General features: G+C 59.4%; 23 protein-coding genes and 3 tRNA genes. 13 read left to right on the top strand and 13 right to left on the bottom strand.

All coding sequences use genetic code 11. From position 1 onward, the window contains the following. Positions 1-2: 2 nt before the first annotated feature. Positions 3-362 (top strand): hypothetical protein, encoded by a 360-nt coding sequence (locus HY247_02405; GenBank protein QQG49182.1) that lies wholly within the window; start codon positions 3-5, stop codon positions 360-362. Between the two features lie 16 nt (positions 363-378). Here the strand turns inward: HY247_02405 and HY247_02400 are convergent, their stop codons facing one another. The 3 genes from HY247_02400 to HY247_02390 form a co-directional block, all read right to left on the bottom strand. After that, positions 379-2,781 (bottom strand): M1 family metallopeptidase, encoded by a 2,403-nt coding sequence (locus HY247_02400; GenBank protein ID QQG49181.1) that lies wholly within the window; start codon positions 2,779-2,781, stop codon positions 379-381. Between the two features lie 96 nt (positions 2,782-2,877). Continuing rightward, positions 2,878-4,149 carry a phosphoribosylamine--glycine ligase gene (locus HY247_02395; protein ID QQG49180.1) on the bottom strand — a complete coding sequence of 424 codons (1,272 nt, stop codon included), beginning with the start codon at positions 4,147-4,149 and terminating at the stop codon, positions 2,878-2,880. A gap of 84 nt (positions 4,150-4,233) precedes the next feature. Next, positions 4,234-4,312 (bottom strand) — tRNA-Arg (locus HY247_02390). 80 nt (positions 4,313-4,392) lie between these two features. On the opposite strand from HY247_02390, the gene argS reads away from it, so the two are divergent. The 4 genes from argS (at position 4,393) to HY247_02370 (ending at position 8,205) form a co-directional block, all read left to right on the top strand. After that, positions 4,393-6,288 carry an arginine--tRNA ligase gene (gene argS / locus HY247_02385; protein ID QQG49179.1) on the top strand — a complete coding sequence of 632 codons (1,896 nt, stop codon included), beginning with the start codon at positions 4,393-4,395 and terminating at the stop codon, positions 6,286-6,288. Further along, positions 6,285-6,917: an HAD-IB family phosphatase gene (locus HY247_02380; protein QQG49178.1), complete on the top strand. Its 633-nt coding sequence runs from the start codon at positions 6,285-6,287 to the stop codon at positions 6,915-6,917. The genes argS and HY247_02380 overlap by 4 nt, the downstream gene beginning before the upstream one ends. 45 nt (positions 6,918-6,962) lie before the next feature. Then, the gene (locus tag HY247_02375; protein QQG49177.1) at positions 6,963-8,087 is read left to right on the top strand and encodes an alanine--glyoxylate aminotransferase family protein; all 1,125 of its coding nucleotides are present in this window, start codon (positions 6,963-6,965) and stop codon (positions 8,085-8,087) included. A 45-nt stretch (positions 8,088-8,132) separates the two neighbouring features. Next, positions 8,133-8,205 (top strand) — tRNA-Gln (locus tag HY247_02370). A gap of 368 nt (positions 8,206-8,573) precedes the next feature. Here HY247_02370 and HY247_02365 read toward each other — a convergent pair. After that, complete coding sequence (locus tag HY247_02365) at positions 8,574-8,822, bottom strand: type II toxin-antitoxin system RelE/ParE family toxin (GenBank protein QQG49176.1); 249 nt, start codon at positions 8,820-8,822, stop codon at positions 8,574-8,576. Then, positions 8,819-8,989, bottom strand: a complete 171-nt coding sequence (locus HY247_02360) for a hypothetical protein (protein QQG49175.1) — start codon at positions 8,987-8,989, stop codon at positions 8,819-8,821. The genes HY247_02365 and HY247_02360 overlap by 4 nt, the downstream gene beginning before the upstream one ends. Positions 8,990-9,320: 331 nt before the next feature. Between HY247_02360 and HY247_02355 the strand changes: the two genes are divergently transcribed. From HY247_02355 to HY247_02345, 3 genes are all read left to right on the top strand, one after another. Beyond that, positions 9,321-9,911: a class I SAM-dependent methyltransferase gene (locus HY247_02355; GenBank protein QQG49174.1), complete on the top strand. Its 591-nt coding sequence runs from the start codon at positions 9,321-9,323 to the stop codon at positions 9,909-9,911. 431 nt (positions 9,912-10,342) lie between these two features. Then, complete coding sequence (locus HY247_02350; protein QQG49173.1) at positions 10,343-11,521, top strand: ammonium transporter; 1,179 nt, start codon at positions 10,343-10,345, stop codon at positions 11,519-11,521. 108 nt (positions 11,522-11,629) lie between these two features. Beyond that, the gene (locus HY247_02345; GenBank protein QQG49172.1) at positions 11,630-11,977 is read left to right on the top strand and encodes a hypothetical protein; all 348 of its coding nucleotides are present in this window, start codon (positions 11,630-11,632) and stop codon (positions 11,975-11,977) included. Between the two features lie 24 nt (positions 11,978-12,001). Here the strand turns inward: HY247_02345 and HY247_02340 are convergent, their stop codons facing one another. Continuing rightward, on the bottom strand, positions 12,002-12,754 hold the full coding sequence (locus tag HY247_02340; protein ID QQG49171.1) for an aldolase: 753 nt from the start codon (positions 12,752-12,754) through the stop codon (positions 12,002-12,004). 90 nt (positions 12,755-12,844) lie between these two features. Here HY247_02340 and HY247_02335 point away from each other — a divergent pair, with 90 nt between their 5' ends. Further along, positions 12,845-13,738 carry a fructose-1,6-bisphosphatase gene (locus HY247_02335; GenBank protein QQG49170.1) on the top strand — a complete coding sequence of 298 codons (894 nt, stop codon included), beginning with the start codon at positions 12,845-12,847 and terminating at the stop codon, positions 13,736-13,738. A gap of 4 nt (positions 13,739-13,742) precedes the next feature. Here HY247_02335 and HY247_02330 read toward each other — a convergent pair whose 3' ends face one another. Then, a complete protein-coding gene (locus HY247_02330) occupies positions 13,743-14,996 on the bottom strand; it encodes a Glu/Leu/Phe/Val dehydrogenase (GenBank protein QQG49169.1) in 1,254 nt (417 codons plus the stop codon). Between the two features lie 41 nt (positions 14,997-15,037). Continuing rightward, entirely contained in the window at positions 15,038-15,712 is a 675-nt protein-coding gene (locus HY247_02325) for a triose-phosphate isomerase (GenBank protein ID QQG49168.1), read from the bottom strand. A 223-nt stretch (positions 15,713-15,935) separates the two neighbouring features. On the opposite strand from HY247_02325, the gene HY247_02320 reads away from it, so the two are divergent. Together HY247_02320 and HY247_02315 are read left to right on the top strand one after the other, a co-directional pair. Continuing rightward, positions 15,936-16,544 (top strand): threonylcarbamoyl-AMP synthase, encoded by a 609-nt coding sequence (locus tag HY247_02320; GenBank protein ID QQG49167.1) that lies wholly within the window; start codon positions 15,936-15,938, stop codon positions 16,542-16,544. After that, positions 16,541-17,053 carry a THUMP domain-containing protein gene (locus HY247_02315; GenBank protein ID QQG49166.1) on the top strand — a complete coding sequence of 171 codons (513 nt, stop codon included), beginning with the start codon at positions 16,541-16,543 and terminating at the stop codon, positions 17,051-17,053. The genes HY247_02320 and HY247_02315 overlap by 4 nt, the downstream gene beginning before the upstream one ends. Here HY247_02315 and HY247_02310 read toward each other — a convergent pair. The 5 genes from HY247_02310 to HY247_02290 all read right to left on the bottom strand — a co-directional run bounded on the left by HY247_02310 (position 17,050) and on the right by HY247_02290 (position 19,528). Then, positions 17,050-17,478: a hypothetical protein gene (locus HY247_02310; protein ID QQG49165.1), complete on the bottom strand. Its 429-nt coding sequence runs from the start codon at positions 17,476-17,478 to the stop codon at positions 17,050-17,052. The genes HY247_02315 and HY247_02310 overlap by 4 nt on opposite strands. 1 nt (position 17,479) lies before the next feature. Next, the gene (locus HY247_02305; GenBank protein QQG49164.1) at positions 17,480-17,737 is read right to left on the bottom strand and encodes a hypothetical protein; all 258 of its coding nucleotides are present in this window, start codon (positions 17,735-17,737) and stop codon (positions 17,480-17,482) included. Next, complete coding sequence (locus HY247_02300; protein ID QQG49163.1) at positions 17,734-18,546, bottom strand: hypothetical protein; 813 nt, start codon at positions 18,544-18,546, stop codon at positions 17,734-17,736. Before HY247_02300 ends, HY247_02305 begins: the two co-directional genes overlap by 4 nt. Before the next feature lie 3 nt (positions 18,547-18,549). Beyond that, positions 18,550-18,729, bottom strand: a complete 180-nt coding sequence (locus tag HY247_02295; protein ID QQG49528.1) for a 30S ribosomal protein S17e — start codon at positions 18,727-18,729, stop codon at positions 18,550-18,552. Between the two features lie 61 nt (positions 18,730-18,790). Next, on the bottom strand, positions 18,791-19,528 hold the full coding sequence (locus tag HY247_02290; protein ID QQG49162.1) for a TatD family hydrolase: 738 nt from the start codon (positions 19,526-19,528) through the stop codon (positions 18,791-18,793). Positions 19,529-19,730: 202 nt separating this feature from the next. On the opposite strand from HY247_02290, the gene HY247_02285 reads away from it, so the two are divergent. Both HY247_02285 and HY247_02280 read left to right on the top strand, forming a co-directional pair. Beyond that, positions 19,731-19,958, top strand: coding sequence for a histone family protein (locus HY247_02285; protein ID QQG49161.1), 228 nt, complete (start codon positions 19,731-19,733; stop codon positions 19,956-19,958). Positions 19,959-20,004: 46 nt separating this feature from the next. Next, a tRNA-Glu gene (locus tag HY247_02280) sits at positions 20,005-20,079 on the top strand.

The raw sequence follows: 20,079 nt of genomic DNA, 5'->3' as shown, positions 1-20,079 counted from the left end.
ATATGCCACGCTCTTCGACGCCGCCCTTCTATATCGTGGGCCTTCCAGAAGAGCCGATAGAGGCCGCAGAGGCGAAGGTCAAATTCGAGCGGCTCTCCTCCGAGCTCTACAAGGTCTTCCCATTCATCGAGGAAGTCCGGGCCGTAGTGAAGACGAAGAAGGCCTCCAAGACCCACGCGCGATACGAGGTCTCAGTCGAGGTCTTCACGCCTCGAGACAGGCGTGCCTTCTCGGAGACCGGCTACAACCTCGCGGCTGTGTTCGATTCGATGGGCCCCAAGATGAAGAGGCTACTATCGTCCAAGCAGTCGAGGGTGACCGCGACCCACGGCGAGTCGCTGAGGAAGAAGCTCGAAGAGTAGGCCCGTCTGGCCAGGCCTAGTTCAAGATCTGATAGTAGGCCTCAAGCGAGGTCCTGCGGATCCTCGGGTCTTTGTCTCCTTCGGAAGACTCTTTCAGCGCCCCTAGGAACCTTCGGTCCGCCAGCGCGGGCATCACTTCGCTCGACAGATACTGCCTGACCCGGAACTCCTTGTCGCGGAGAAGTACCTCCTTCAGCACTTTGACCTCCTCCTGGAGAGCCACACCTCTACTCTTGATCCCCTTCAGTGCCCCGATTCTTGCCCTCGTCGGCTTCCCGTACCTCAGGTTCTCCAAGATCGTCTCTGAAGCTTCTCTTCCTTCGACCCCTCCGATTGCGTGCAGGCACGCCTCGGAGAGGACTAGGTTGGTCGTGTGAACCTTCATCGCCTCCTTGAGGATCGGCAGGGCACCATCCTTCCATACCTTGGATAGCGAGAGAGCAGCTTCGCACCTCACGTACGGGCTCGGGTCGCCCTTCAGAAGTCCTGACAAGGTCTCCTTGGCCTTGTCTGCCGTGAAGTGGCCGAGGGCCTCCGCTACCGCCCGCCTGACCCTGCGGTGCTGCGGAAGGCCAAGACCGAGAAGGGCCACCAGGGCCGACTCGGAGCCGATCACGCCGAGGGCTCTAATCGAGGCGCTCCTTACAGCCCAGAACTGTTCCTTCGTGGCAGCCTCGATAAGGGCGGGAATCGCTGAGTCAGCCTTCACCGCTCCTATAGACCCCGCCGCGTCCTCCCTGCTCGAGGCGTCCTCGCTCCCTCTGAGCTGAGCAACCAACAGGTCGATGCCCTTCTTGAATGCGACCTTCTTCAGTATCCATCGTTGCGGGTCCACCTCGACGATGTTCGGCCGCGAAGCCAAGCCGAAAGAGAATGACTGTTCCTCGGTTCTGAGCCAGACCCTGGTGCTCGCCCTCTTCCCGCCGACGTAGAAGACTACCTCGAGTGGAAGCTTGAAGCGGGGGGTCCCCATCTCCAACTTCTGGACCTGCTTCATAGTAACGGTCGCAACCTTTGAGCCTTCGTCCCAGTCGTAGGCTACCTCCAGCTCGGGAAAGCCCGGGCTGAAGAAGGCCTGCTCAAAGAATTCCTCGAGGGATACCCCGCTGGTCTTCTCCATGGCCTTCCTCAAGTCGTGCGTGTCGACGTTGCCCAGTGCGTTACTTCTCAGATGCTCGGTAATGCCTGCGAAGAAAGCCCTGTCGCCTATCAGGTACCTGAGCTCGTGCAGCATCCACTCGCCTTTCTGGTAGGTGGTGTGGTCGAAGACGTCGTCATGATAGACATACTCTCTGTCAACTATGGGCCTCCTGTATCTTTTCTCGTCCTCTTCGAAGTACTCCTCGGCCCTCGCCCAGAGGTCCCATCTGAAGGCATCCACCCCTCTTGTCTTCTCAAGATAGAGGCCCTGGAAGTATGTCGCGAAGCCCTCGTTGAGCCATGCGTGCGACCAGTCGACGCAAGTTACGTAGTCCCCGAACCACTGGTGGGCGAGCTCGTGCGCCACCAGGTTGACCGCGTTTGTCTGGGGCGCCCCATAGGAGGTCGAGAAGTCTTCCTCCGAGTCGGCTTCGGGGAAGTAGTTCATCGCGAGCGTGGTGGCGTTGAAGTTCTCCATCCCTCCGTAGATGAAGTCCTCAACGACGGTCTGGGAGTACTTGGGGTACGGGTACTTCATGCCGGTCAAGGCCTTGAAGGCCTCCATCATCGCAGGCGTCTCGCCGAAGTACCTGAGGGCGTCGGCCCTTTTCGACTCTGGGAAGTAGTACCCGAGCTTTATCCCATCCACCTCGTCCGTAATCTCCCCGAGCCTCCCGGCCACGAAAGAGGTGAGGTAGGTCGGGTGAGGCGTCTCCTCCAACCAGTGGAAAGTCGAACTCTCCCCGTCCTCAGTCATCGAGACGAGGCGCCCGTTGGAGACGACCCTGAATCCTCTCGGGACCCTCACTACGATCTCGCTGCTCGACCTTTCGTTAGGATGGTCGAAGCAGGGGAACCAGTACCTCGCAAATTCGGACTCGTTGTGCGTCCAAGCCTGGACTTCCTTCTCCGGGTGTTCCACGTCTGGCCCAGTGAAGTAGACTCCCTCGGAAGGAATGGCCCAGTAGTCCACCTTGATGGTCGTACGACTTGTCACTGGACTTGGAAGGTGGACCGCGAGGACCTCGCCGTTGTGCTCGAATTTCAGGTCGCTGTCTCCGAGGGTCACCCCGGTTATCGTCATCGAGCGGGCGTCGAGCTTGACTGTCCGCAGCTCTTCCGCGATCGGCGAGACTGTCAAAGAGCAGGAGCCGGAGATCTTCTTTCCCTTGAAGTCCACGTCTAGTTCAATCTTGACGTGCTCTGTCCTGAACTCCCTTGAAGCCGGGTAGTGTAGGGTCGACTCGGGCAGGCGGAACGACTTGTACGCCCCTTCCATGTCGCCGACGCCCAGAGGTCGCCAGAAAAACCTTCCACCTTCCTCGCATGGCCTCCGAAAGACGTGAGAGGCCGCGGGGACTGACTTGAGCCCGGGCTAGAGATAGCCCCAGCTCAACAGCATGTCGCTGTCGTGGGTCCACTTGTGGCCGATGTCAGTCCTGTAGAACATGTTGGGAATCATCACGTTCTTCACGTTCGCGTAGGCCTTCTCTATCGCATCAGCCATCGTAGCCCCCGACCCGGTCACTACGAGCGCGTAGCCCGACTGCCCTGCGATGTGCCAGTCTCCCTCCTCAAGCTTAACCTCTCCGATGTGGATGCCGTCGAGGCTCTGGCGCCTGAAGAGTATGGTCGCCCCCTCGGAATACTTCTTGAACGCCTTTTCGTCTTCGAAGGGCCAGGGAGGAATGGTGACGACCACTCCGACCTGATACCCTTTCTTCGCCTTCAAGACGGCCTCCTTCCCTTCAGCGAGGTCGTGGACGAGGGTGCCCCAGTCGCTTGTGATCCCCTCCATCTGGATGCTAATCGTCGGGTACCCGAACCTCGACGTCCACTCCAGAGGCCAGGTCCCCTTGGCGTTGGCGATGCAGTTGATGTCGATGTACCCCACATAGTGGCTCTCGGCCAGCTTCTCCTTCATCTTGAGCAGGGTTCTTTCGAAAACGGGGCTGTCCTTCGTGTAGAAGACCGTCGTCCCCATCTCGCCAGTACTTGGGCCCAGCTCGTGGGGGAAGAGTCTCTTGTGCTCGAAGTTTACACAAATCGGCATTATGAAGTCCTTGCCGTTGAAGAAAGCCCCCACAGCGACTTCCACGCCCTCAGCGAACTTCTGAATCTGGAACTCCTTGATCTTCTTTGACCAGTTCGCCTTGTAGTGTTCGAGGATCTGCAGGACGTCCTTCCCGTCTACGTCCTGGCCTATGAAGAGCAACTCTTTCTCGCTCTGGGCCTTCCCGCTCGGCTTGAGCACATACCTGTCCGGGTTCGCCTTCACGAAGATTATCGCCTCATCGAAAGAGGTGAAGTTCCAGCTCGGGAGGACGTCGACCCCCGCCGCGTTGAGCTCGGACTGTCCGAACTCCCTGTCGAACTCCAGCTTGTCTGTGTAGACTGAGCCACCGAAGACCAACTTTCCTTCACTTCTCAGCGCCTCCGCCTTGGGTCCGAAACCGACGTCGTCGAAGACGATCACGTCCGCCCAGTCCTTGAACGGTTCCCAATCGTCGATCTTCTCGAAGAATCCGACCCCTACGTCCTTCTCTCCCTGGCTGTGGCAGTACATCTTTACCTCGTGTCCCTCTTTCTTGAGCTGCCAGGCGAGGTCGGCGGAGAGACTCTCGTTGGTGACAAAGAGGAATTTCATCGTTGGTTGAAATTGAAAATTGCTCGACGTTAATATCCATGACGCAATCAAGAATTTCCGTGCGGCGTCGCGATGCGAGTCTGATGGCGGGCCCGGAGGGATTCGAACCCTCGGTCTTCAGCTTCGGAGGCTGACGCCCTGATCCGTGCTAGGCTACGGGCCCAGAGGTGCCCAAGATTAAGTCGTTAAGAAGCGTTGGGGCCGCGATACCTTTTATCGGGTCGCTCGTGAGACTCGGACAGCTTGAAGTTCCTTGAATTCGAGGATGAAGTCAGGAGGGTCCTTTCCGAGGCCTCGGAATCCTACGGGCACCAAGACCAGATAGACCTGGTCGTCCCCCCGTCTCCAGAGTACGGCGACCTCGCCTGCGCGCTGCCCATCAGGATCGCTAGGGGCGCCTCGAGGAAACCGGGCGAAGTGGCCATCGAGCTGGCATCGAAGGTCATGAACAGGCTCTCAGGAACGAAATACATCGGTTCGGTCACCCCTCACCGAGGAGGCTACGTCAATTTTAGCATAAACTATGGGCCTTTCATAGCGGACTCGATCAAAGCGATCACCTCCGGAGAGATGGGGGAGAGGGCCGGCGTCGGCCAGACGATTGCAGTCGAGCACACCAACGTGAACCCAAACAAGGCCCTCCACATCGGGCACGCGCGGAACCTCGTGCTCGGAGACTCTCTGGTCAGGGTCCTGAGGTACCTCGGAAACGACGTCCAGGCCTTGAACTACATCGACGACTCCGGGGCCCAGGTGGCGGATGTGGTCGTCGGCTTCAAGTTCCTGGGATACTCGGACGAACCTCCTGAGGGCTCGAAGTACGACAGCTATTGCGGCGACGAGGTTTACGTCAAGGTAAACCAAGAGTACGCGAAGGACCCCTCCCTCAAGGAGAAGCAGTCGCTCGTCCTCAAGGAGGTCGAGAAGGGAACCGGCCCGATCGCAGAGTACGCAAGGTCGATCGTGGCAAGGATCCTCGCCGCCCAGCTCCAGACTTGTTGGAGGATGGGCGCCCGCTACGACCTGCTCAACTGGGAGTCACACATAGTCCACTCAGGGATGTGGGATGACATCTTCTCCAAGATGAAAGAGTCAGGCCTCGTGAGGCTGGAAACCGAGGGCGATAACAAGGGGTGCTGGGTCATTCCCGACCCCGAGTCGGGGGAACAGAAAGTAGTCGTGCGTTCCGACGGAACTGTGGTGTACGTGGCGAAGGACATCCCCTACGCCGCATGGAAGATCGGACTGATTGGGGATCCGTTCGGATACGGAGAGTACCCGACGCCCCAGCCCGAGGGCCCGAACCTCTACACGACCACACTTGACAAGGGCACCGCCAAGAAGAAGTTTGGCGGGGCGGACCTTGCGATATCAGTGATCGACACCCGCCAGAGCTACCTCCAGCGGATTGTCTCCAAGGTCCTCGAGTCGCTCAGCAAGGGGGCGTCAAAGAGGTACCTGCACAGGTCCTACGAGGTGGTCGCCATCTCGAAGCGGACCGCCCTTCGGCTCGGGTTCGAGGTCGTGGGCGAGTTCGCCCACATGTCGGGCAGGAAGGGGCTCTTCGTAAACGCGGATGCCGTGCTGTCAGCTCTCAAAGAGAAGGCTCAAGCCGAGACGAGGAGGAGGAACCTCTCGGAGACGAAGGAGTGGGTCGACGACGTCGCGGAGGCCGTCGCTGTCTCGGCCCTGAGGTACGAGCTCTTGAAACAGGACCCTGACAAGATGATAGTCTTCGACCTCGAGGAGTCGCTGAGGTTCCAGGGCGACACGGGGCCCTACCTTCTCTACACTTACGCCAGGGCGAGGCGGATCCTAGGCAAGACCGCAGGGTCACCAGGAATCGACCAAGCATCCGCTGCCAAGCTCGTCCTCCCCCAGGAGAAGGCCCTGGCGAAGAAACTCTCCATGCTCGACAGGGCAGTCGCCTCCGCCGGAGAGTATCGTTCTCCGAGGGAGGTCGCGAAGTACGGCCACGAGCTCGCGGTCGCCTTCAACGAATTCTACGAGAGCGTCCAGGTCAACAAGGAAGAGGATGCGGTGCTGAGGAACGCGCGCCTCGCCCTCGTCGACTCGGCGAGCAAGGTGCTGGCAAAGTCCATGGACCTGATGGGCCTGCCAATCAGGCAGAAGATATGACGGCGGGCATACGGCTGGCCTCATTTGACATGGACGGGACCCTCCTGGAGCATGAGAGCAGCTGGGTCGCGATTCACAGGAAGTTCGGGACAGAGAGCAAAGGGGCGGCTTCCCTAAAGCTGTACACCGAGGGGAAGATCGACTACCAGGAGTTCATGCGCAGGGACATCTCTTCTTGGCCCAAGGGCGTCACGAGGAGCGAGATCGAGACGATCCTCAACGGGTACGAGGTCAGAAAGGACGCCCCCTCCACAATCAGTAGGCTCAGGAAGCGCGGAATCGAGACGGCACTGGTGACCTCTGGCATCGACATACTCGCGGAGAAGGTGGCTTCCGACCTGAAGATCGACCACGTCATTGCCAACGGCTTGAGGTTCGATTCCCAAGGGAAGATCCTGCCGGAGGGGGTCGGCCGAGTCGATCCGACACGAAAGGACGTCGCCTACAAGCGGATGCTGGACCGGGTCGGGATCCGGGCAAGCGACACGATCGCTGTCGGAGATACGGTCTACGACCTGGCATTCCTCCGCTCTGCGAGGATCGGGTTCATGCTCGCTCATTCCACGAGGGTGGACGACCCGAAGATAATCCACATCGAGAGCCTCTCGGACATCTTTGACCACCTGTAAGTAGCGTTTTTATCCATCGGAATGGTGGTCCGGCACACGGTCTCATTGCCTGAGAAGCTCCTTCTGATTCCGGGACCAACCAACGTATCGGAGGTAGTAAGAAAGGCAATGTCAGGCCCGCAGCTTCCTCACGTAGGCGCGGAGTTTTATGCCACTTTCAAGGAAATAATTGGTCTCTCAAGGCAGGTTTTCAGAAATGAAAAGGGAGTCCAGTTCGTGTTTACAGGCTCCGGCACCATCGGGATGGAGTCTTCCGTCACGAGCCTGGTTTCGAGGGGCGACAGGACCCTCACCCTCAGCTCAGGATACTTCGGGAAGCGGATGCTGATGCTCAACCAGATCCATGGCGCCGTGGCGGAGTCCATAGACTATCCCGAGGGCGGCCACGCGGACCCGGACGACCTCAGGAAGAAGCTGAAGGGCTCGAACTACTCTGCTGTCTTCATGACCCATGTGGACACTTCGACTTCGGTGGCCAATCCGATCAAAGAGCTGGTCGCAGAGTGCAACGCAGCTGGGGTTCTCTCGGTCGTCGACTGCGTCTGCAGCATCGGCGGACTACCTCTCGAGTTTGACAAGCTGGGAGCGGACATCGTCTTCACAGCCTCACAGAAGGCACTTGCAGCGGCCCCAGGGGCCGTACTTCTCGCTGCCTCTGACCGGGCCATCCAGGCGATGGAGAGGCGAGAGAGCCCGATCGAGTCGTACTACATGAGCCTGCTGAGGTGGAAGCCAGTGATGGAAGACCCGAGGATGTACCTGGCTACTCCCGCCACACAGGTCCTCCAGGGCCTGCGCCAGGCTCTCTCCGAGGTGATGAGCGAGGGACTGGACGCTAGGTGGGCCAGGCATCGGAAGCTGGGAGAACTTGCGAGAGAGTTCGTTTCAGCGCACGGCTTCGGATTCGTCGCCGACGAGGGCTACAGGTCCGACACGGTAACTTCGATCTGGGTCAAGGACGGCATGGCCGGGCCCATTCAGAAAACGATGGAGTCTGACCACGGGGTTGTCCTCGCCCGAGGAATCTACGAAGCGAAAGACAAGATGATCCGGATAGGTCACTTTGGGAACTTGCAACCTGATGTCTTGGAGGCGGCCCTAGCGTCGCTTGACGCGACGGTGTCCGGGCTTGCCTCGGCAGAGCCAGTCCAGATGGCAGAGCGGACCTAGGCCTTCGAATACTTTTAATCGGCAAGCAGAGAGTCGTTCATCTGAAGCCCGGTCGTCTAGTGGTCAAGGATGGGGGCCTCTGGAGCCTTCGACCTAGGTTCGAATCCTAGCCGGGCTACTCTTGAAATGTCCTCGAATCAGACCCTGATTGACAAAGAGAGCACGATTCAGGCTGTTAATTCTTCGATGTCAGGGGCTATACCGAAACCCAAGAGCCACTAACAACCCCAGAACAACGACGTACACGGAACAAAGGAGAAAGAGGTAGGATGAAGAGTAGAAGCCCGAAAGTAGTCCTGCGAGGGCAAGAACGAATACATTCGTAAGAACAATTGACAATCCGGAGAAGAGGCCAATCCCAAGCCAATTCATTGCCCAAAATTGGAGGCTGTGATATCTATACATGCTTTCGTATATGCTAGTTCGCGTCGACTGGCTTGGGGCCTGCCGCCTCACTTGGTGACTAATTAGTTCAAGCACGAGGTCCTATTCGTAGACCGATTCTCTCGCGCCGATCTTGAAGACAATTATCTCGTCATGTTCTACAATTGAATAGAGAATCCGATAATCGCCTACCCTTAGCCTGTAGGCATTGGGGGCTCCCTTCAGCCTTTTGCACCCAGTCGGATAAGGACTCGTCAACAGCTCTGCAATCTTAGACTGCAGCCTCTCCTTAAGGTCCGCGGACGCACTATCGAGGAACTTCTGGACCCGGTGTGACAGGAAGACCTTCAACGCTTCTTGCCGCTGAAAGGCACCGTCTTCCCTGACTTGTGTTCCTTCAGGGCGTCTACCAATGCCCGCTTGTCATCTTCGGTCATATCCTCTGCCAGAGCCTCCTCAATCGACTCCAGCCTCTGCCGAATCAACTTTAGTTCCCTTTCGACCTGCGTCTGGGCCATCGACTGCCATTACTCGTTTGACGTAATTAAACACCATCGCTTCTGGAACGGGCGTTTGGGGTATGGCTCCGATCACCGGGGCTGCGACAGATTAGCATTAACATGTGAAAGCGTAGCCGGGCTATCTGAAGCAAACTATGATCGAGTTCCCGTCAGTTCGCCTGAGCCGTAGTCACGGTACTTTGATCAAGCGTTTTGACGGATCCAGTCCTATCGGGGCCTTACCGCAATGAGGTATCGGGGGTATTACAGCAAACCTTCGTCATCAATATAGGACTGACAACGCCTTCGTTTATCTGATGGCCCCCTTGGCTCCGCTATCGGGGAGAAATTGAACCGCCTGGGTCCAGAAGACTACCAGAGCAACAGGCACATCCGGAAGATACTTCAACTCGCACGCGCATCCTCCAAAGACGTCTTCTATGACCTGGGATGCGGGAAGGGCCAGCTCTGCGATCTTGCCGTCGCCGAGTTCGGTGTGAAGAGGGCAGTGGGAATAGAGATGCACAGGGGTCGGGCTGCGAAAGCTGCGAAGCGAGTCCAGGAACTCGGCCTTGCCGATCGGATCGAAATCAGGAATGAAGACTTCATGGAGTCCGACCTGAATGACGCAACAATCGTGTACTCCGGGCTCGGCGAGATTGAAGAGGACATCGCGAATCTTGAGAGAAAGGTGAGGGCCGGTTGCAGGATCGTCACTCTCTTCCTCCCATTCGTCGGGGTGCTGCCCGAAGCGTCCGATTACCCCTTCTATCTCATGAAGACGCCACTTAAGAAGACTAAGGATGAATCCCTTTGGATCTCGAAGGTGCTCTTCAGGAGGGCCACAGCCGGAGAGCTCTACCGTGAGCTGGACTCCGACAGAGAGTACCGTTACGACAAGCGGGCTTTCACGCAAATGATGAAGGAGAGGTTCCGGTAGTCCATGACTATTGGATGTGGGTGGTGATGGAACGAATCCTACAGAGTGACCCTGTGGTTCTTGAACTCTAACTTTCAGCGCGAGCTCGCACTGTGTCACCAGGGAGCTGCTCCGTGACGGTGACGGGGACCGTGTCTGGGGGAGTCAAGATACTCGCCTCGTTCAGCGGGGACGAAAAACATCGGAACCTACAGGGGTACGGCCGTAATTGGCTAGTCTTGCTCGAAGGCAACAGACCCCGGGTGGCTTCAGCGCGACAATCGAACCAGGGGCTCAGTATCGTAACCGGGCTATCAAAGCTGAACCGTCGAGCCTGCCAGGAGACGTGGCTATCACTCTAAATATCTCCCCCGCCGGCGGCCCGAACTGACACACCTCTGGCGCTCGAAGCTGCCGACATAGCCTGGGTTCTGACGGCGACTGCGCTGGTCATGATAATGACCCCTGCCCTCGGGTTCTTCTACGGGGGTCTCGTGCGCCGGAAGAACCTCGTATCGACCATCGTCCAGACGATGATGATCTTCGCCGTGGTCAGCCTCGTGTGGGCCCTCTGGGGGTACAGCCTCGCCTTCGCGCCATCTGTCGGCGGCTTGATAGGCGACCTCTCGAAGGTCGGCCTCGGCAACGTCGGAGCGGCCCCCAATCCGTCCTACTCGAACTCGATCCCCGAACTCCTCTACTTTGCCTTCCAGCTCAAGTTCGCGGCTATAACACCTGCGCTGATCATAGGCGCTTTCGTGGAGCGCATCAGGTTCAAGGCCTTGCTGCTCTTCACCGTTCTTTGGGCGACTCTCATCTACGCCCCGGTCGCTCACTGGGTCTGGGGCGACGGAGGGTGGCTCAGGACCATGGGAGTCGTTGACTTCGCGGGAGGGCTGGTGGTCCACATCTCGGCCGGCGTCTCCGCGCTCGCAGCGGCTATCGTGGTGGGGAGGAGGAAGGGTGTCACGAAGTCAGACGAGGTACGCCCGGGCAACATCCCATACGTCATACTCGGTGCCGCGATACTCTGGTTCGGATGGTTCGGCTTTAACGGGGGGAGTGCCCTCGCTGCGAACGAGGTCGCGGTCCAGGCTGTCGTCAACACCAACCTAGCCGCCGCCGCGGGGGCGGTGAGTTGGATGCTCCTCGACTGGTACAGGAAGGGGAAGCCCTCTGCCGTCGGTATCTCGGTCGGAGCTGTAGCTGGCCTGGTGGCGATAACGCCGGCCGCGGGTTATGTCGGCTCGTCCCCTGCCATCCTAATCGGACTAGTTGTAGGGTTGCTCTCCAACCTCGTCGCAAATTGGAGGGCCAGCAGGATGATCTTCGACGACTCCCTGGACGTCTTCGCCTGCCATGGCGCTGGGAGCATGTGGGGAGTGCTGGCCACGGGAATATTCGCCTCCAGCGTGGTCAATCCCTCAGGTCCCAACGGCGCGCTCTTCGGCAACCTCGCCCAGCTGGGACTGGAAGCATTCGCTATCCTTGTGGTCTCTGGATTCGCATTCATAGGCTCCTTTCTCCTCTTGAGGGTGATAGGACTCTTCACCCCCCTCAGGGTGAGTGAGAGAGAAGAGGAAGCCGGTCTAGACCAGGCTGAACATGGCGAGGACGCCTACTCATTCTGACTCGTATCATTTCCCCGCCCGAGGCCTCCCCGATACATGATACTACAGCAGGAGGTGAACTCTTTTGGTAGCAATGCATATTTACCCCGGGAAGCCCATTCAACCCGTATGGAACTCGAGAAGGTCGCTCTCGAGGTAGCCGCGACAAAGGCTGGCCTTGCCGTGGTGAAGGGAGCAATAGTACAAGGTCGCTCCGGCGTTGACCACAGGTTCGCCGTCGTGGTTTCAGACGGGGTCCACAGCTTCGCGTTTGACTTCTACGAGGGTGCTCGCGACGTCGATGTCTTGAGTACTTACGTCAAGAAGTATGACACGGGTCTGGAGACGAACATAGTGTCCAGCGGCAAGAATACCCCGTTAGCAGCGACTTTGGCCCAGGAGTACGGAATGAAACTGGTGACGCCAGAGTCTGTAGGCTCCTTCTTCGACGTGATGCTCGTCCAGGCCCGGACCTAGCCGCCCCTGAAGGTTCCTGCCTGCTTAGGCGGAGAAGATGATTTCTCTTATCTTCCGGGCTGTCTCTAGCGGTTCGTTGCTCTGCCAGACGTTCCTCCCGACTGCGAGGCCAGTCGCTCCAGCCTTCATTATCCCCCGGACCTGAGAGAGGAATTCTTCTTCGGTAGGCGCCTTGGGCCCCCCGCTCATGAAGACCTTGGTCCCTCCGGCGGACTTGACAGCCCATGAGAATGTCTCGGGGTCTCCTGTGTACTTGATCTTGACAGCGTCTGCCCCAAGCTCGAGCCCCGCCCGGGCCGCATATGCCACGATCCCTTTGGAAGTGTCGTTCTTCACAGCTGCCCCCCTCGGATAAACCCACGCGATCGCGGCGATGCCCCTGCGGTGCGCGTCCTCCTGGATCCTCCCGAACTCAGCGAACATTTCCGGCTCGTGGGCGCTTCCGAGATAGATCGTGTAACCTACCCCCTTGGCCCCGAGCGAAGCGGCGTACTCGACCGAGCAGACCTGCCGTGAGATCGGCTCCCCGCCGGGCAGGCTGGTTTTCCCGTTGAGCTTCACGATCAGCGGGACCCTGCCATCGTAGAACCTCTCTGCCACCCCCTTCTGGAAGACGACACCATTGAAACCCCCCTTCGCGGCCGTCTCCATGATTATTGCCGGGTCGACGTTCCGGTCGTCAAAGTCCGCAGTTGGACCGTGCTCGAGCCCCTGGTCGTATGCCAGCAACATGCTGTGCCCCCCCTCGAGGAAGGGCTTCATCCTGTCTTGCTTCATACTTTTACCCCCTCGTTCGGAGCTTAACAGCCTTTGCGAGGACATCTCCACCAGCACCCCTAAATTCCCTCCTCCCCCTGGCGAGATGAGATGAACCTCGAAGAGTTCCTGAGGCTCAACGCGCCCGAGGACCTGGCCTCGCTGACCACCTCGATATCGACGACGTGCGTCGATGTATGGGGGAACATCCCGTTCAAGTCAGGCCTCCTGGCTGGGGTCAACCCGTCCGGGGACACCCAGAAGGCGATAGACGTCTTCTCGAACGACCTGTTCACGGACGCGCTCCTTACCACAGGGCAGGCTGCGGAGGTCGCGTCGGAAGAGATGGCCCAGCCCATGAGCGGGAAGGGCAAGGTCAGCGTAGCTATGGACCCGCTCGACGGCAGCTCCAACGTCGAGACGAACAACCCCCTCGGGAGCATTTTCGGCTTCTATGACAGGCGCCTCCCTTCGTCTGGGCGGAGCCTCGTGGGGGCGCTTTACGTTACCTATGGCGGTATGCTCACTATCACTCTGAGCTTCGGCAAAGGGGTTCACAGGTTCGTGGCCGTCCGCGATGGGCCCAAGTTCACCTTTCAGCTGCACGCGCTCGACCTGAAGCTGCCTCATAAGCCGGAGGTCTACGGGTTCGGAGGGCTCCGGAGCGATTGGATAGCCCCCGTGAAGATCTTCGTCGACTCGCTTCCCTCTCGGGGCATGAGGAACAGGTACTGCGGGACCTTCGTAGGCGACTACAACCAGGTGCTGGCGCGCGGTGGCATCTTTTCGTATCCCCAACTCGCAACGAAGCCCATGGGCAAGCTCAGGCTTCACTACGAGACGGCCCCGATGGCGTTCATCAACAAGCAGGCTGGCGGCTACGCAAGCGACGGCAGAGGGGACATCCTGGACATCGAGCCTAGAGAGCTTGAAGAGACTTCGCCCTTCTACATTGGGAACTCGGACCTCGTCCGCGAGCTGGAGCGGGCGGTCGCCGCTGAGTAGGTGGCTAGGGGAAGATGCCGAGGGTCTTGATGGCGTCTGCGACCCGTCCAACCCCCACCATGAGGGCGGCGGTCCTCATAGAAGTCGAGTGCTTCAGCGAGGTCTGATAGACCTCCCTGAATGCCCCTGTGATCTTCGACTCGAGCTTTGAGTTTACCTCAGACTCTGGCCAGCTGATCCTGTCAAGGTTCTGCACCCATTCAAGGTAGCTGACAATCACCCCGCCAGAGTTTGCAAGGATATCGGGCACGAGGAAGACCTTGTTTGAGTCGACGACCTTGTCCGCTGCTGGGGTCGTCGGCCCGTTCGCGCACTCGACTACTAACTTGGCCTTCATCCCCTTCGCGATATCGACGGTGATTGCATTCTCCAGTGCTGCCGGGCACACGATGTCCACCTCCAGCTGAAGGAGCTCGTCGTCTGTGACGGGTTGAGTCCCTGGCATCCCGATGACCGACCCGGTAATTGCCTTGTGGGCGACAAGCTTGGTAGCATCGATCCCTCCCTTGCTCATGACTCCGCCCTTGGAGTCGCTCGCCGCGACCATCTTCGAGCCGTATCCTTGCAGTATCTCTGCGTAGTTCGCGCCCGCGTTCCCAAAGCCTTCCACGGCGAAGGTCGACTTCTTGAGGTCCATCCCCTTCACTCTCGCGGCCTCGACCGTGCAGAAGACCGCTCCTCTGCCGGTGGCGGTGTCTCTGCCTAGCGACCCGCCGAGAGCGATCGGCTTCCCCGTCACTACCTCAGGGACCATGTAGCCCTTCAAAGTGCTGTAAGTGTCGACTATCCACGCCATCACCTGGGCGTTCGTGTAGACGTCGGGTGCAGGGACGTCCCTGTAGGGTCCGATGAAGTCAGCGATGGCGAATGTGTATCTCCTCGTCATTCTCTCGAGTTCTTGCAGTGACATCTTCTTCGGGTCGCAGATGACCCCGCCTTTTGCTCCCCCGAATGGTATGTCGGCGATGCTGCACTTCCATGTCATCCAGCACGCAAGGGCCTTAACTTCGTCGAGCGAAACGTTCGGGTGGTACCGTATGCCTCCCTTCGACGGCCCTCTGGCGTCGCTGTATTGGACCCTGTAGCCGGTGAAGACGTGGGTCTTCCCGTTGTCCATCCTTGTGGGAATCGAGACGGTTAGCTCGCGCTTTGGGTGCATCAGCATCTCGTGAATTCCTTCGTCAAGCTTCAGGTACTCGGCAGCGATCCTTAGCTGTTCGAGGGCGTTTGAGAACGGGTTCGGCCTCGCCTCGCTCATAGATTTCGCGCTTTTTTGGACTCTATTTACACGTTTCGAGTTCAGCGCGAAAGTGGCTCCGACAATTCCTCGAGTTTCGAAGCCCAGTCCTTCGCCTTGACCACGCTGCTCGCGACAAGGATCCCGTCCGTTCCGAGGTTGACAGCCCTGGCCACGTCTTCGCCGCTCACTATCCCCGCCCCGCAGAGAATCCTCCCCCTGTACCCGGAGCTCCTGAGCCTTTCCACCGTTTCTTTGATCAACCCCGGCCTCGCCCTGGAGACTGAGACTCCCGTCCCTATGAGCTCAGGCGGCTCCACCGCCACGAACTTTGGGCCGAGGTACGAAACCCTTTGAGCCTCAGCAGGGGTCTTTGAGCATACGCAGGAGCCTATTCCTGAGGCTTTCATCCTAGGCACCAGTCCTTGGAGGGCTCGATAGGACATCCTGGACTCGCTGTGATTGAGTATCGCCCCCTTCGCGCCGGCGGCCCTGATCGACTCTGGGAGTATCGAGCCGGTCGTCTTGTCCCCAGAGATGCCGTCCGCTGACTGGCTGTAGACGGTCGCGCCCCTCACACGGCCCACGACCAGACCGAGCAGGGGTATGGGAGGAGCCACGATCACTTCAACTTCCACTTTTCGCGCCACCCTGAGGGCCGCGGCAGCCAGGCGGACAGACCCTTCGCCTTGTATCTCGGCATAGTTCTTGAAGTTAAGGATCAGAGTCCTGCGCATTCGGGCGTAGTGGCTAGTGGGAGTTTCTTAAAGTCTGGTCTGAGGACGTGGAGGATTTGGTTTCCGACTTCCTAGAACCCGTCGTCGTCCGAGTCCTCTTCCCAGCCGTCCTCGTCCGAGTCGTCGTCCGAGTCCTCGTCGAGTTCCTGGTCCTCTTCGGACATTTTGACGGCCAGCGCGATTTCAATTATCCTATTAAACGTCTCGGTGAGTGGAGGCATCCTTGAACACCCAGGTCCTTCCTTTCGAGGTGTCTTGCTTTCCCACTGCGGTAGGTGTCTTCAAGCGAGGCGGCCTGTTCGCCTTTCCGACCGACACTGTCTATGGCCTGGGCTGCGACCCATTCGACAGGGCTGCAGTTGGCTCCCTCTTCGAGGCCAAGCAAAGGGACGAAAAGCCGATCCCGGTCCTCTGCGCAGGTTTGGCCGAGGCCTTGAAGCTTGTATCGCTGAGGGGCGCCGGAGCCAAGCTCGCTTCCAAGCACTGGCCGGGGGAACTCACCATAATCGCTCCAGTCAGGGCGCCACTGCCCCCTCTCCTCCATCAAGGAACGGGGTGGCTCGGAGTCAGGGTCCCGAAAGGCGAGACCCTAGGAGGGCTCCTCACCGCTTGCGGGGGCTACCTGACTGGGACGAGCGCCAATCTCTCGGGCCAGCCTTCCGCGCGGAGTGCGGAAGACGTCCTCGCTCAGCTCGGGGACAGCATCGACTTGGTCCTGGACGGAGGGCGGCTGCTCGGGTTGGAATCTACAGTGGTCAAGGCGTCGGGCGACGAAATAGTGGTTTTAAGGCAGGGGCGGGTCGGGGTCTCGGACGAGTTGAAGCAGCCGTGAACCTGGTCGTGACCTCCGCGAAAGGGCTCGAAGCGAAGGCCTCAGCCGAGTTCAAGGAGGTGGCGCTCCTCTCCGGAGCGCGGAAGCTAACGATTGAGCGCTCTGCCTACGACGGGGTCATCGAAGTCGGGGTAGAGAATCCGAAGGCCCTCCTTTCCTTCATCATCGACTTCGTCAGGCAGGAGCCCTTCAAGGTAAGGTTCATCACGCGGGTGATCCCGGTGGACCGAGTGGTGGACACGAGGCTAGAGGAGATAGTCTCCGCGGTCAAGGACCTCGCCCATCAGATTGGGCCTTCGGACTCGTTCAGGATTACAATCGAAGCGCGGGACTCCCCGTACTCTGACAGGGAGCTCATCGACGCCATCGCCGACACTGTGGACAGGAAGGTCAGCCTGGACTCACCCGATAAGGTGGTCTTCCTCCAGGTCTTCGGCGAGTACGCAGGGATCTCCGTACTCTCGCCCGCAGAAATCGTCAGCATCCAGAGACTGAAGAGGGCTGCCTAGCTCCTCTGGGCGTTGAGCAGCGCAGCGCGTTCCACTCGCAGAAGCTCCTCCTTCGTCAAGGGCCGATTCGGAAGCTCCTTTCCTATGCTGCCGGCTCCCTTCAGGGCCCCCGCCTGACCAATCACGACAAGAAGGAACGGCTTCCCCGTCGCGGCACCTGCCACCCGGATTGCCTCTTTGATCTGAGTGGTGCCCGCGAACCTCAGGAGAAGGTCGACCTCGGGCTTCCTGGCAAGGAGTATGCCCCGCGCCCGAGCCTTGACAGTCTGGGCCGCGATCATCCTGACGAATCCAAGGTTCTGCGCGCTCGCCAGGCTCAAAGCCTGTAGAATGACCGCAGAGTCCCCAGAGGGGAAGTGCTCCTTCGCCTTTTCCGGGGTGGTGGGGGCATCAATCCTGAAAGCGCTGACCCGAGGGGTCCGCAATCTAACCGCCATGGGAGACTGGGATCATGACGACCTCCGCTCCCGAGACCACTACCACGGTGGAGGACGCGGGCACGAACGCCTCTCCGTCGGAGACCATGACCAGTGTGTTGTACTTCGTGAACCCCGGCTCTTCCTCCTTCGACAGGCCCCGGACCCGCTCAACCAGATCCTCCGCGCCCAGGTTGTCCTCCGAAATCACGACCTCTCTTCTTCCCACGCTGGTCGCGATGTGTCCGAGGCACCTGACCCTTATCAAGAGCCGTCGAGGAACAGAAGCCGTTCCTTATACCTTCGGCCCATGTACTCCGTCCCGCCTCCGACCACCCTGCCCTTCCCCAGTGCCTTTGCGTCGAGCTTGGCCTTGCCTTGTCCAAGGCGAGAGATCGGGAATCTGATCGCCACCGGCCTGGGGTCTACGGAGTGAAGAGAGGTCTTGCATGGGAAGAGCGCTCCGGCTCTGCCTGCGTCCAGGACGTTCTTCTTGTCGAGTCTCTGGAGGAGGACGAACATCGCTCCTCCCTCTTCGTCGCCCATCGCCTCCTCCTCGGGGACGAACCCCCTGCCCCATCCTCGCGACTCTGCCACTTGGTCAAGGGCCCTCACCTTCGAGAAAGAGTCCTGAAGATTCGTCCGTCTCCCAGAGACGATCCCGCGGGAACCCAGGACCACCGCGAGGGCCGCAGTCTTGGACTCGACGGCCTCGAAGGCCTCGCTCGCGCTGCACTCCCGGGTCGCCCCCAGGACCCCTGCAGCTTCGGTGAGGGAAGCGTCGTCCGAGGCCCCGTACACCCTGGCCCACCTGCTGAGGTTGACTGACTCCGAGCTGTAGTCGACTAGGCAGCAGACGGCCATCTTCGCCCCGATCATGGGCAGTGCCGCAAGGCGGTGCATACCGTCGAGGACTACCTTGCTCTTAGTGTCTATCAGCATCGGGTCTCTCTGGACCCCTTCCTTCCGCATCTCTACCGCAAGTGCGTCGGCATGTCTCTGGATGATCTCTTCGTGAGGATGCAGCGACTCTAGCGGAAGGAGCTCGAGCCTGAACCCCCCGACCTTCAGGGGCATGGGCTACCCTGCCGTCTCTTCGCCCTCGTCTCCTTCTTCTTCGTCCGGCTCTACCTTCAGGGACTTCGCGATGTATCCCGCAATGTGGTTCCTAAGTTGCTTCGAGGGGATCAGGGCAAGGTCCTCAAGGGACTTCTTGTTCTTGTCGTAGTCTGGCCCAAAGGCCTCAGGGTGCCTCAGCATGATCTGCTCAGCATACTTCCTGGTCCTGTCCAAACTTAGCCCTCCCCAATCCCTCTTGCGGTTAAGCTTTCTTGGGAAACAGGAAATTGTTGGTGTTAGACTCCACCTGTCGGGCTGCCTCCTCGAAGCCCGACCCCCAGACCTCCGAGAGGGCAAAGACCACGCTCGGAATCATTTGGGGGCCCCCGGGCCCTTCCAGGGCCCTGAACGCAACCGGGCCGTCAGACTCGGTCAGGACAAGCTCTCTCTCAAGGGCCCCCGCAACTCTTCGAAGCTTCTTCGAGTACAGGATGGCAGGCCCGATCGACACGAAGTACCTCCTTTCAACCAGGGTACTCACCAAGTCCTCTCGCTCGAACCAGTGCATGAGGACCCTCTTGAGCCCGTACTTAGACAGGACTCCAAGACACTCAGCTTCGGCCCCGCGCGAGTGGACCTGAACCGGCTTCCCCAGGTCCTCGGCGATGGCTAGCTGGCGCTCGAACGCCGCCAGCTGGGCGCTCCCGGCTCCCACCGGGGAATACTTCGGGTCCAGGCCTATCTCTCCTGCCCCGGTCGCCCTCCGAAGGAGGCCCTCATACCAGTCCAGGCCTCCGGCGGAAGGAGCGTCGGATGGATGTACCCCGACAAAGGCCTTGACCAAGTCAGGGGTCGAGGCTGCTAGCTCAAGGGTCCGGGCGGAGGTAGGCTCATTGATACCGCAGGCAGTGAGGGATACCCCGGCTCTCCTGGAGGCGGCGACCACGCTCTCGGGGGAAGGATAGTCGGAAAGGTGGACGTGCGAATCGATGAATCGCACGCTGAGCCTTCGTTCAGGTGGTATTTCAGGCCACTCTTCGTGCTTCCGACCCAAAGATGAACGCAGGGGGTGCCCGATAGGTGAATGGCTCTTGTTTCCCGATAAGGGGCAGGTCTGAGCGCTTCCAGTCGAAAAAGGGCGAGCAAACCTCGCTTAACTGGCCAAAGGTTTTTAAAACACCCCTGCTTTCCGATAAAGACACATGTCAGGCTCCGAGTTCGGCCTAGCGGCCGTCTACAGGGTGATAAAGAAGGCTGGCGCAGACAGGGTGGGGGACGACGCAGCCATGGAGCTTAGGACTGAGTTGGAGGCCCTGGGACTGCAGATCTCAAAGGCGGCGGTCGAGCTGGCAGCACATGCAGGCAGGAAGACGGTAAAGCCATCAGACATCAAGCTGGCCGCAAAGTCGGTGCTAAAGCAGAGTTCCTGATTTTCGACCAAAGCTTATTTCCGCAAGCACTTGGCGGCTCGGTGTAGCCCCGGTGGTGTAGCCCGGTCAAGCATGTTACCCTCTCGAGGTAGCGACGCGAGTTCAAATCTCGCCCGGGGCA

This window comes from archaeon (assembly GCA_016432545.1).
Taxonomy (GTDB): Archaea; Thermoproteota; Nitrososphaeria; order Nitrososphaerales; family Gagatemarchaeaceae; genus UBA183.
Note: the sequence above shows the minus strand (reverse complement) of the source record. Positions and strands in the feature narration are given on the sequence as shown.